The organism is Micromonospora sp. NPDC023633 (genome assembly GCF_040640035.1).
Taxonomy (GTDB): domain Bacteria; phylum Actinomycetota; class Actinomycetes; order Mycobacteriales; family Micromonosporaceae; genus Micromonospora.
This window is the reverse complement of record NZ_JBFABB010000030.1, coordinates 20587-32225: the sequence shown is the minus strand read 5'-3', so window position 1 is coordinate 32225 and position 11639 is coordinate 20587. Positions and strand designations below refer to the sequence as shown.

The following is an 11639-nucleotide window of genomic DNA, read 5'->3' as shown; positions in this document are numbered from 1 at the left end:
CCCTCAGTCCCAGTCCAGGCCGCCGCGCCGCCAGACGTAGGCGTAGGCGACGAAGACCGCGACGATGAACAGGACCATCTCCACGAAGCCGAAGATCGGCAGGGCGTCGAACGAGACCGCCCAGGGGTAGAGGAAGATGATCTCGATGTCGAAGACGATGAAGAGCATCGCCGTCAGGTAGAACTTGATCGGGAACCGGCCGCCGCCGACCGGCTGCGGGCTGGGCTCGATGCCGCACTCGTACGCCTCGAGCTTGGCCTTGTTGTAGCGCCGGGGACCGGCGAAGCGGGCAGCGCCCACGGAGAACAGCGCGAACCCCGCGGCGAGGGCGAACAACCCGATGATCGGTGCGTAAGGCGAGAGCGACATCGTTTTCTCCTGCTCGTCCTTCCCTGCCCCTGGTCCTTGTCAAAAATCACACTATTCACGTCCCCCGCGACGGTTGTCGGCGGGGGTCGATCTCCCTTGTCCGCGCCCGCGGTCGTCGCCGACCGTGGACGGGGCCGTCACACGAGCCTGCCTTCGTTGGCGACCGCGGGGCTCGCAAGCCCACTTCTCGCGCGCTACACGGCCGGCGCCACTCTCGTCATCGCGTTGATGACGCGGTCCATCGCGTCCCCGTCCCGGGGGTCGGTCAGGTTGGCCAGCAGCTTGAGCACGAAGCGCATCAGCATCGGGTGCGGCATGCCGTGCTTCGTGGCCATCCGCATGATCTCGGGCCGGCCGATGAGCTTTACGAAGATGCCGCCGAGCCGGTAGTAGCCGCCGAAGCGGGCCTTCAGCTCCGTCGAGTACGCCGCGAGGGCGCGCTCCCGGTCCGCGCCGACGGGGCGCGCGAGCGCCTGCACGGCGACCTCCGCGGCCAGCTCGCCGGACTCCATCGCGTACGCGATGCCCTCGCCGTTGAACGGGTTGACCATGCCACCGGAGTCACCGACGAGCATCACGCCACGGGTGTAGTGCGGCACCCGGTTGAAGCCCATGGGGAGGGCGGCGCCGAGGATCGGGCCCTCCGCGTTCGCCTCGTCGGTCATGCCCCAGTCGGCGGGCGTGTTGGCCAGCCAGTCGGTGAGCAGCCGACGGTAGTTGGTCTTGCCGAACGCGGACGAGGAGTTGAGCACGCCGAGGCCGACGTTGACCCGGCCGTCGCCCAGCCCGAAGATCCAGCCGTACCCGGGCAGCAGGTTGTCGCCGCTGTCCTTGCTGCGCAGCTCCAGCCAGGACTCCAGGTAGTTGTCGTCGTGCCTGGCCGGCGAGCGGTAGTAGCGGCGGACGGCGACGCCGATCGGCCGGTCCTCGCGCTTGGCCAGCCCGAGGGCGAGCGGGAAGCGGCCGGAGACCCCGTCGGCCGCGACGACCAGGGGCGCGTGGAAGGTGGCGGGCTCCTTGCCCGGGCCGACCTCCGCCTCGACGCCGGTCACCCGGCCGTCCGGGCCCAGCACCGGGCCGGTCACGTTCACGCCGGTGCGCAGCTCGGCGCCCGACTCGACGGCGCGCCGGGCGAGCAGGTCGTCGAAGTCGAGCCGGGTGCGCACCAGGCCGTAGTTGGGGAAGCTCGCGAGGTCGGGCCAGTCCAGCTCCAGCCGGACGCCGCCGCCGATGACCCGCAGGCCCCGGTTGTGCAGCCAGCCCGCCTCGGGGGAGGTGTCCACGCCCATCCGGATCAGCTGCCGCACCGCGCGCGGGGTCAGCCCGTCGCCGCAGACCTTCTCCCGGGGGAACTCGGTCTTCTCGAGCAGCAGCACCCGTACGCCGTGCCGAGCCAGGTGGTATGCGGTAGCCGACCCACCGGGACCGGCGCCCACGACGATCACGTCGGCGTCCTGTTCCACCGCGGCCATCCCGCGCCTCCTCCCGCATGCTCGTGAAATGCTTCACAAGCCAGACGGTGGGAGTCTATGACCGACGTCATGACCACGCCGGATCAGGGGTACCTAACTTGCCGGAGACACGTCGGCCGAGGTCGGGGGCCGGTCGCCGGCGGCCGTCAGTGCCGGGCGGAGGTGGCCGGGTCCAGGCCGGCGTCGTGCCGGATCGTCTCCGGCAGGTGCTCGCGCAGCGCGCCGCCGGCGGCGCGGTCCAGGGCGGCCAGCACCTCGGCCACCACCTGACGGACGTCGGCGGGATCCGCGCCGGCCAACTCCTTGAGCTGGGCGATGAGTTCGGTCGCGTCGTCGGTGGCCTCCGCGCCGACCGCCTGGTGTCGTCCCGTCATGGAGGCGAGCTTACGGAACAAAGTGGAGCAAAAAGGGATACTTGCGAGAATGGGGCCAGATCAGCCTAGGCGCGGACCGCGCGGTGCAGCGCCGCGATCCCGCCGGTCAGGTTGCGCCAGGCCACCCTGCCCCAGCCCGCCGCGCCGATCCGCGCGGCCAGGGCCGGCTGGTCGGGCCACGCCCGGATCGACTCGGCCAGGTAGACGTACGCGTCGGGGTTGCTGGAGACGGCGCGGGCCACGCTCGGCAGCGAACGCATCAGGTACGACAGGTAGACCGTGCGGAACGCCGGGTTCACCGGGGTGCTGAACTCGCACACCACCAGCCGGCCGCCCGGCCTGGTGACCCGGGCCAGCTCCCGCAGGGCGGCGTCGGTGTCGTTCACGTTGCGCAGCGCGAACGAGATGGTCACCGCGTCGAAGCTGGCGTCGGCGAAGGGCAGCTTCAACGCGTCCCCCGCCAGCAGCGGCACCTCGGGGCGGGTCCGCTTGCCGACGCGCAGCATGCCGAGGGACAGGTCCGCGCCCACCGCGTACGCACCCGACTGGGCCAGTTCCTCGGTGGAGACGCCGGTGCCCGCGCCCACGTCGAGCACCCGCTCACCCGGCCGCAGGTCGAGCGCGGTCCGGGTGGCCCGCCGCCAGAGGCGGTCCTGCCCGAAGGAGAGAACGGTGTTGGTCAGGTCGTAGCGAGCCGCCACGCCGTCGAACATCGCGGCGACCTCGTGCGGCTGCTTGTCCAGGCTGGCGCGCTGGCCCTGCGGGGTACGGCTCACCCCTCCACTCTGCCAGCCCCGCCCGCGCCGGCGGCTGGTGGGTCGACCGCAGCCGGGTACGTCACAGGGACGCGGTGGCCCGACCCGCCACAGGGGCCGGGTACGCCACAGGGGCGGGATGGTCGCCCACCCCGCCCCTGTGCGGCCGTGCGTCAGTCGGTCGACTTCTCGTCGCCGGGCGCCACCAGGACGACCCTGCGCCGCCGGGAGACCAGCAGCAGCGCGCCGCCGGCCAGCAGCACGGCCACGCCGATGCCGCCGATCAGGCCGGCCTGCACGCCGGTCACCGGCAGCCCGCCGCCGGCACCGCCACCGCCGCCGGTGCCCGGGGTCGTGGTCGGGACCGCCGTGGGCCCGCCCGTCGGGGTGGCCGTCGGGGTGACCGTCGGCGCCACGGTCGGCGTCGGCGTCGGCTCCCCGGTCGGCGTCGGCGTCGGGCTCGGCTGCGCGGACAGGTCGACGAAGGCCTCGAAGACCGTGTGGTTGTCCAGCGCGTCGACCTCGGAGAAGGCCTTCCGCTGTGCCGGGCCGGCCACCTGCGGCTCCTCCTCCGGCTCGCCCTCGGCGACGTCCAGCCCGTACGCGAAGAGGTCGCCCTCCCGCAGCACCGGCTCGGTGACGTCGTCGCCGACCTTCACCGTGACGTCGGCGGTGTAGTACTGCCCCCGGCGGACGATCGCTCCGGCGTCCTCGCAGAACGCCTGCTCCTTGCCGAGGTACACCTGCGTGACGCAGCCCTGCGGCAGCGTCACGAAGCTCACGCCCGCCGGGAGGGTGATGCCGTAGAAGACGCCGGTCGCGGGCCGGCTGCCGTCGTTGTAGACCGCCCAGTCCAGCGGGATGGTCTCGCCCCGGCGCGCCGGCCTCAGGTCCGGCTCGTCGGCCACCGCGCCGTTGACCACGACGTTGCCCTGGACGTCCTGCACCCAGGCGGTGAGGTCGTAGCCCGGCTTCGTCACGGTGACCGGCACCTCGACGGCCTCCTCACCCTTGCTGGTGACGAGCGTCACGACCAGCACGCCGCCGTCGCCCCGGCCGCCCGCGCTGAACAGCGGGACGCCGAAGTCCTTGCTGGTCCCGGCGGGCAGGTCGCCGAGGGAGCACTGGTAGAGATAGTCCTCGATGACGTGGCAGCCCTCGGGCACCACGAAGCCGACCCGCCTCTCCTTGAGCTCCCGGGTGTTCACCCGGTACGAGACGTTCTCCGCCGTGGTCGTGCCGGCATTGGTGACGGTGAACTTGAACGGCTTGCTCCGGGCCGCGTCGACACCCTTCGCGAGCTGGGTGCTGATCGGGACCACGGCGAGGTCCGGCCCGTCGGCGGCGTGGGCGGGAACCGCGACGGCGGTCAGGCCGCCCGCCGCGAGGAGTGCCACGGCGCCGGCGCGGGCCAGGGCCGAGCGATGGAACAGGGTCATCGGTCCCCCGTGGGGTCAGGGAAGAAACGGATGGTTGCGGAACCGGGGCGGACGTTATCGAACGTCGATGCGACGCGCCAGCAGGGAGATCGTGTTCCTCCGTCCGGCCGGTCCGGACGGACGGAGGAGACACACAGCGGGGGCGGGATGGTCACCCATCCCGCCCCCGCTGCCGTGCGTTATGTGAACGACCCTCGCGGGTCGATGGAGGACGACCGTCAGGCCGTCGGCTTCTCGTCGCCCGGGGTCACCAGGACGACCCGGCGCCGCCGCGCCACCATGAACATGACCGCACCCGCGACCAGCACCGCGCCGCCGATGCCGCCGATGAGGGTGGTCTGCGCGCCGGTCACCGGCAGGCCGCCGTCGTCGTCACCGCCGCCGCCCGTGCCGCCCTTGGCCGCGACGATCACCGCGTAGCCGTCGGAGTTGTCGGTGGCGTCCACGTCCTTGGCCTGCAGGCCGGTGACGTTCTCCGGCAGGTTGACGGCATTGGTCCGCAGCTGGCCGGGCGCGGACCCGATCGGCTCGACGCTGACCAGACCGCCCTTGAGCGCGCCCGGCTTCACGCCCGCCGCCACGTCGAACAGGTGGTAGAAGCCGTAGGCCGAGTACACCTTGTCCTCGGGGTTGGTGTCCTCGTCCTGCGGGATCAGCCCGAAGTTGGCGTAGGTGCAGGTGAAGGTGGACTTGTCGGCCGCGTACTCGCAGCCCTGCTCCACCTCGGTCGGGGTCACGCCCTTGGGCAGCTTGACGCTGATCTTGAGACCGGCGGCGGCCTCGTCACCCTGGTTGCTGATGAAGTAGGTCAGCGCCGAACGGCCGCCCGCGTGCAGGTCGCCGGAGTAGACCGGGTTGCCGTCGACGATCTTCACGGCCTGCTTGACGTCCTCGGCGACGACCGAGAGGTCCGGCCCGCTGGCGTCCGAGAAGTCCAGCGTGGCGGTCTTGGTGTTGTTCGCCGCGTTGGTGTCGTCCTTCGAGATGAGCTTGAAGGAGAGCGGGGCCTTGTAGGTGCCCTCGGCCTCGAACTTGAACAGGACGATCGGCAGGTCGGTGGTCTCGCCCGGGCCCGGCAGGCCCTTCTCGGTCGCGTAGCAGATGAACGCGGTCGGCTTCTCCCCGACGAGCTCCACGTCGCAGCCGTCCTCGACGGCCGGCACGGCGGCGACCTTGTCGAAGTCGACCTTGGACACGTCCACCCGCACGGCCAGTTCGCTCGGGGTGTTCTTGCCCGTGTTGGTCACCTTGGCGTAGGCGAACTTGCCCTGCGCGTTGGCGGCGACCCGCGTGCCGGCCACCTCGATCGCGAGATCCGTCTCCGTGCCTGCGGCGTGGGCCGGGCTACCGAAAGCGGTCAACGCGCCGGAGGCGAGCAGCGCGCCGGCGCCGATACGCGCCAGCGAACGGTTACGGAAGATCATGGAAGAGTTCCCCCCGTTGGGGTGAAGGAAAGGTACGGCCGGGGACGTTAGCGGTAAGCGATCACGCTCGCCACCCCGCAGGTCGGGCGCGTTGAACAGCGTGGCTAAGAATCGCTTAAGGAATGCCCGGATTGATATGTCTTGCTGCCCCCGCCGCCCCGGCACCGGCCCCGAATGGCAACCTAATCGAGATCAACGGCCCACGGGAATTCACCCGATCGGTCAGCCGGCGAAGCCGCCGACGGTCACGCTCCGTGCGCCCACCGTCCACAGCGGCCCGCGTACGACGACACCCCACCGTCGGACGACGGTGGGGTGTCGGGGTCGCGCGGGTGGCCGCCGACGCGCCGCTCAGTGGGCGTCGACCAGCGGCAGGGCCTTTCCGGCGCCGCCGCCCGGCATGGCGATCGAGGAGAAGTGCGAGACCACCCGCTCGTCGGTCGGATCGTCGGCCGGGGTCCGGTGCACGGCCAGCCGGTTGTAGAGGGTGTCGCGCTGGGCGGGGATCCGGTCCGCCGAGCGGATCATGCCGATCAGCTCGTGCAGGTTGGAGCGGTGCCGCGCGCCGGCGGAGGAGATGACGTTCTCCTCCAGCATGATCGAGCCGAGGTCGTCCACGCCCATGTGCAGGGCGAGCTGCCCGACGTCCTTGCCGGTGGTCAGCCAGGACGCCTGCAGGTGCGGCACCGTCTCGAAGAAGAGCCGGGCCACGGCGACCAGCCGCAGGTACTCCAGGGTGGTGGCCTGGGTCCGGCCCTTGAGGTGGTTGTTCTCCGGCTGGTACGTCCACGGGATGAACGCCCGGAAGCCCTTCGTGCGGTCCTGCACGTCGCGGATCATCCGCAGGTGCTCGATCCGCTCGGCGGCGGTCTCGCCCGTCCCCATCATCATGGTGGCGGTCGACTCGACGCCCTGCCGGTGCGCCAGCTCCATGACCTCCAACCAGCGCTCGCCCGACTCCTTCAGCGGCGCGATCGCCGTACGCGGCCGGGCGGGCAGCATCTCGGCGCCGGCGCCGGCGATCGAGTCCAGCCCGGCCGCCTTGATCCGGGCGATGGCCTCGTCCAGGCTGACGCCGGAGACCTTGGCCATGTGCAGGATCTCGCTGGGGCCGATCGAGTGGATCGCCAGCTGCGGGTAGGCCTTCTTGACCGAGGAGAACAGCTCCTCGTAGTACTCCACGCCGTAGTCGGGGTGGTGGCCGCCCTGGAGCATGACCTGGGTGGCGCCCAGCTCGACCGCCTCGCCGCAGCGGCGCAGGATCTCCTCGGTCGGGTGGGTCCAGCCCTCCTTGTGCTTGGGGGCCCGGTAGAACGCGCAGAACTTGCACGCCGTCACGCAGACGTTGGTGTAGTTGATGTTGCGGTCGATCAGGTACGTGACGATGTTGTCCGGGTAGCGCCGTCGGCGCACCGCGTCGGCAGCCTCGCCCAGGGCGTGGAACGGCGCCTCGGTGTAGAGCAGCAGGGCCTCCTCGGGCGTGATCCGCCCGCCGTCCGCGCCACGCTGCAGGATGTCGTCGATCTCCCGGCTCACACTCACCCCCCGAGCCTACGTCGCCCCCTCCCCGGCCGGCCTCGCCGGACTCCTGTCGACCACGCCACAGGCCCCGCCCGGCGGCCGGGCACCGGGTCGGGGCGCCGAGCTGAGCACCGGCAGGGCGGGGTCGGCGGCGTCGACGCGGTGCCAGCGCCGACCCCACCGACCGGCTCCGCCCCGCCGCCCGGCGGGCAGACCGGTCAGGCGTCGTAGTCGACCGTGAGCCGGTCGGTGGTCGGGCTGGCCTGGCAGGTGAGGACGTAGCCAGCGGCCACCTCGTCCGGCTCCAGCGCGTAGTTGCGGGCCATCGTGACCGCGCCGTCGACCACCTTGGCCTTGCAGGTCGAGCAGACCCCGCCCTTGCAGGCGTAGGGCAGCTCGCCGCGCACCTTGAGCGCCGCGTCCAGCACCCGCTCGTCGCGCCTCATCGTGAAGCGCGACGATCGGCCGTCCAGCAGGATCGTCACCTCGGCGCCGCCCCCGGGCTCGTCGGCCGGGCGCCGCGGCGGGGCCGGGGCCTCGGCGACGTGGAACAGCTCCGTGTGCACCGCCGACTCCGGCACGCCACGCGCGGCGAGCACCTCCCGGGCGTCCACCACCATGTCGTACGGGCCGCAGAGGAACCACTCGTCGACGGCGTCGCCGGGGACGATGGTGTCCAGCAGCCGGCCCAGCCGGTCGGCGTCGATCCGACCGGAGAGCAGCGGCGACTCGCCCTGCTCCCGGGAGAGCACGTGCACCAGGTGCAGCCGGGTCGGCCACCGGTCCTTCAGGTCGGCCAGCTCCTCGGCGAACATCACCGTGTTCGCCGTGCGGTTGCCGTACACCAGCGTGAACGTGCTGGCCGGCTCGACGGCGAGCGCCGTCGCGACCAGCGCGAGCACCGGGGTGATGCCCGAGCCGGCGACCACCGCGCCGTAGTGGCGGACCCGGTCCGGCGCGAAGGCCGTGGTGAAGTGCCCGAGCGGCGGCAGCACCTCGATCGTGTCGCCGCCGCGCAGCGCGCCGCAGGCGAACGCGGAGAACGCGCCGCCGGGGATCTCCCGCACGCCGATCCGCAGCCGGCCGTGCCGGGCCAGGTCGTCGGGCGTGGAGCAGATGGAGTACGACCGCCGCACGTCCTCGCCGGCGGCGCCGGGGCGCCGGACGGTGAGGTGCTGGCCGGCGGAGAACGCGAACGTCTCCCGCAGCTCCTCGGGCACGGCGAAGGTGACCGCCACGGCGTCGCCGGTGAGCCGGTCGACGGCGGCGACGGAGAGCGGGTGGAAGACCGGCCGGCGACGGACCGGGCGGGTGATCGTGACAGTCACAGCGCCTTCAGGTGGTCGAAGGGTTCACGGCAGGAGCGGCACCGCCACAGTGCCTTGCACGCGGTCGAGCCGAAGCGGCTGACCTGCTCGGTGTCGGGCGAGCCGCAGCGTGGGCAGCGGACGGCGAGGGTCAGCGGCACCACGTTGCCGGCGCGTACAGGCGCCGGCGGCGCGATGCCGGCGGCGGCGAGCCTGGCCCGGCCGGCGTCGGAGATCCAGTCGGTGCTCCACGCCGGGCTGTAGACGGTCCGCACGTCGGCGTCGGGATGCCCGGCGGCGGCCAGCGCCCGCCGGATGTCGGCGCGGATCACGTCCATCGCCGGGCAGCCGGTGTAGGTGGGGGTGATGGTCACGACCACCCGGCCGGTGGCCGGGTCCTCGTCGACCGCCCGCAGGATGCCGAGGTCGTCGATGGTGACGACCCGGATCTCCGGGTCCACCACCGCCGCCACGGCCTCCCGCGGAGTCACCGGTGCCGCCTTCCGTTCGCGACTGCGGGGCTCCGCTGCGCTGCACTCCTCGCGCTCACCGGTGCCGCCCCCCGTTCGCGCTCACCAGTTGGCCCCGGGGTGGGCGCGGTGCAGCACCTGCATCTCGGCGAGCAGGTAGGACAGGTGCTCGGTGTGCACGCCGTCCCGCCCGCCGGCCGGTGCCCAGCCGGACTCCGGCCGGGTCAGCGTGGCCTCGTCGAGCACGGCGGCGACGGTGGCGTCGAAGTCGGCCCGCAGGGTGGCCGGGTCGACCGGCGCCGCCGGGTCCGGGGCGAACAGCTCGTGCACGTACGGCCAGACCTGGTCGACCGCCGACTGCATGCGCCGGTGCGACTCCTCGGTGCCGTCGCCGAGCCGCCGCACCCACAGCGAGCCGTGGTCGAGGTGGTAGGCCGACTCCTTGCGGGCCTTGGCGCCGATCGCCGCCAGCCGCTCGTCGGCGCACCCGGCCAGCGCGGTGTAGAGCGGGAGCTGGTAGGCCGCTAGGAAGAACAGCTTCGCCATGGTGACCGCGAAGTCGCCGTTGGGCTGCTCCACCAGCAGGCAGTTGCGGAACTCACGGTCGTCGCGGAGGAACGCCAGCGCGTCCTCGTCCCGGCCGGCGCCCTCCAGCTCGCCCGCGTACGACAGCAGGAGCCGGGCCGCGCCGAGCTGGTCGAGGGCGATGTTGGCCAGCGCGATGTCCTCTTCCATCTCCGGCGCGCGGGTGGTCCACTCGGCCAGCCGCTGCGCCGCGACGAGCGCGTCGTCGCCGAGGGCGAGGGCGAAGTCGAAGGGGCCGGTCACGCCGCCACCTCGCTCCGCTCGGCGGCGTGACGCGCCCCGGTGCTGAGCCGGATGGTTCGCTCGCTGCGCTCGCTCACAGGTGGGCCACCCCGTCCGGCACGTCGTAGAAGGTGGGGTGGCGGTAGACCTTGTCGGCCGCCGGGTCGAAGAACGCGTCCTTCTCGTCGGGGCTGGACGCGGTGATCGCGCCCGCCGGCACCACCCAGATGGAGACGCCCTCCTGGCGGCGGGTGTAGAGGTCCCGCGCGTTGCGCAGGGCCAGCTCCGCGTCGGGGGCGTGCAGGCTGCCGACGTGGGTGTGCGACAGCCCGCGCCGCGCCCGCACGAAGACCTCCCACAGCGGCGAGGATTCCCTACTCACGCGGCCACCTTCTCCTTCTTCTCCACCCGCTTGGCGGCGTACGCCGCAGCGGCCTCACGCACCCAGGCGCCGTCGTCGTGGGCGCGGCGGCGGTGCTCCATCCGCTGCCGGTTGCACGGACCGTTGCCCTTGATGACCCGCATCAGCTCGTCGTAGTCGGGCTGGGTGAAGTCGTACGACTGCCGGGACTCGTTCCAGCGCAGGGCCGGATCCGGAATGGTCAGGCCGAGGATCTCGGCCTGCTGCACGCACATGTCCACGAAGCGCTGGCGCAGCTCGTCGTTCGAGAAGCGCTTGATCTTCCAGGCCATGGACTGCGTCGAGTGGGTGGAGTCGGTGTCCGGCGGGCCGAACATCGCCAGCGACGGGTACCACCAGCGGTCGAGGGCGTCCTGCGCCATCGCCTTCTGGGCGGGGGTGCCGTGCGCCAGCGTGTGCAGGATCTCGTAGCCCTGCCGCTGGTGGAACGACTCCTCCTTGCAGACCCGGATCATCGCCCGCGCGTACGGCCCGTAGGAGCAGCGGCAGAGCGGCACCTGGTTGACGATGGCGGCACCGTCCACCAGCCAGCCGATCGCGCCCACGTCGGCCCAGGTCAGGGTGGGGTAGTTGAAGATCGAGCTGTACTTCTGCCCGCCGTTCAGCAGCAGCTCGACCAGCTCGTCCCGGCTGATCCCGAGGGTCTCGGCGGCGGCGTAGAGGTAGAGGCCGTGACCGGCCTCGTCCTGGACCTTGGCCAGCAGGATCGCCTTGCGCTTGAGCGACGGGGCGCGGCTGATCCAGTTGCCCTCCGGCTGCATGCCGATGATCTCGGAGTGCGCGTGCTGCGCGATCTGCCGGATCAGCGTCTTGCGGTACGCCTCGGGCATCCAGTCGCGCGGCTCGATCTTCTGGTCGGCGTCGATGACCTCGGCGAAGTAGGCCTCGAGGTCCTCGTCCGGGCCGGGGGCGCCGCTGCGGCGGCCACGCTCGGCGGCCTCCCGCAGGGCCGCCTCCGCCGCCTCGACCTCGCCGAGCAGGCCGCCGCCGGGTGCGTCCTCGGCGGAGAAGTCGTTGCCATACATGGGGTCAAGTGTTACAGCTTGCCTATGGGGACACCAGAGGGTGTAACAGGTTTCCGGAGACACTTTCGGCACGGGGCGGTGACTGGGGGTAGCCGCCTAAACTATGACTTGGCTCACTATGGAAAGGTGAATCCTCTCAACAGCCGCATAGCGGCCCGATATCCCGCCTACATGGCAAGTTGCCAGGTGTCGGGTTCTGGCGCACCGCCGATCCGCACGTAGACTTCCCCCGTCACACCGATCGGCTGCCGACGA

General features: G+C 72.0%; 12 protein-coding genes. All 12 read right to left on the bottom strand.

Annotated elements, in window-relative coordinates:
• Nucleotides 1-3 precede the first annotated feature (3 nt).
• Nucleotides 4-369, bottom strand: coding sequence for an NADH-quinone oxidoreductase subunit A (locus tag AB0G13_RS12360; protein ID WP_091099323.1), 366 nt, complete (start codon nucleotides 367-369; stop codon nucleotides 4-6).
• 194 nt (nucleotides 370-563) lie between these two features.
• Complete coding sequence (locus tag AB0G13_RS12355) at nucleotides 564-1841, bottom strand: geranylgeranyl reductase family protein (protein WP_357872704.1); 1278 nt, start codon at nucleotides 1839-1841, stop codon at nucleotides 564-566.
• Nucleotides 1842-1987: 146 nt separating this feature from the next.
• Nucleotides 1988-2215: a hypothetical protein gene (locus AB0G13_RS12350; RefSeq protein WP_357872702.1), complete on the bottom strand. Its 228-nt coding sequence runs from the start codon at nucleotides 2213-2215 to the stop codon at nucleotides 1988-1990.
• Nucleotides 2216-2280: 65 nt separating this feature from the next.
• Nucleotides 2281-2991 carry a demethylmenaquinone methyltransferase gene (locus AB0G13_RS12345; RefSeq protein WP_357872699.1) on the bottom strand — a complete coding sequence of 237 codons (711 nt, stop codon included), beginning with the start codon at nucleotides 2989-2991 and terminating at the stop codon, nucleotides 2281-2283.
• A gap of 152 nt (nucleotides 2992-3143) precedes the next feature.
• On the bottom strand, nucleotides 3144-4409 hold the full coding sequence (locus AB0G13_RS12340) for a cell wall anchor protein (protein WP_357872695.1): 1266 nt from the start codon (nucleotides 4407-4409) through the stop codon (nucleotides 3144-3146).
• Nucleotides 4410-4627: 218 nt separating this feature from the next.
• Entirely contained in the window at nucleotides 4628-5833 is a 1206-nt protein-coding gene (locus AB0G13_RS12335; protein WP_357872693.1) for an LPXTG cell wall anchor domain-containing protein, read from the bottom strand.
• A gap of 351 nt (nucleotides 5834-6184) precedes the next feature.
• The gene (gene mqnC / locus AB0G13_RS12330; protein WP_357872690.1) at nucleotides 6185-7375 is read right to left on the bottom strand and encodes a cyclic dehypoxanthinyl futalosine synthase; all 1191 of its coding nucleotides are present in this window, start codon (nucleotides 7373-7375) and stop codon (nucleotides 6185-6187) included.
• A 197-nt stretch (nucleotides 7376-7572) separates the two neighbouring features.
• Nucleotides 7573-8682 carry a 1,2-phenylacetyl-CoA epoxidase subunit PaaE gene (gene paaE, locus AB0G13_RS12325; protein ID WP_357872688.1) on the bottom strand — a complete coding sequence of 370 codons (1110 nt, stop codon included), beginning with the start codon at nucleotides 8680-8682 and terminating at the stop codon, nucleotides 7573-7575.
• A complete protein-coding gene (gene paaD / locus AB0G13_RS12320) occupies nucleotides 8679-9152 on the bottom strand; it encodes a 1,2-phenylacetyl-CoA epoxidase subunit PaaD (RefSeq protein WP_357872685.1) in 474 nt (157 codons plus the stop codon). Before paaD ends, paaE begins: the two co-directional genes overlap by 4 nt.
• A gap of 81 nt (nucleotides 9153-9233) precedes the next feature.
• Nucleotides 9234-9959: a 1,2-phenylacetyl-CoA epoxidase subunit PaaC gene (gene paaC, locus AB0G13_RS12315; protein WP_357872682.1), complete on the bottom strand. Its 726-nt coding sequence runs from the start codon at nucleotides 9957-9959 to the stop codon at nucleotides 9234-9236.
• Between the two features lie 73 nt (nucleotides 9960-10032).
• Nucleotides 10033-10320 (bottom strand): 1,2-phenylacetyl-CoA epoxidase subunit PaaB, encoded by a 288-nt coding sequence (gene paaB / locus AB0G13_RS12310; protein WP_357872679.1) that lies wholly within the window; start codon nucleotides 10318-10320, stop codon nucleotides 10033-10035.
• Nucleotides 10317-11384, bottom strand: a complete 1068-nt coding sequence (paaA, locus tag AB0G13_RS12305; RefSeq protein ID WP_357872676.1) for a 1,2-phenylacetyl-CoA epoxidase subunit PaaA — start codon at nucleotides 11382-11384, stop codon at nucleotides 10317-10319. The genes paaB and paaA overlap by 4 nt, the downstream gene beginning before the upstream one ends.
• Nucleotides 11385-11639: the final 255 nt, after the last annotated feature.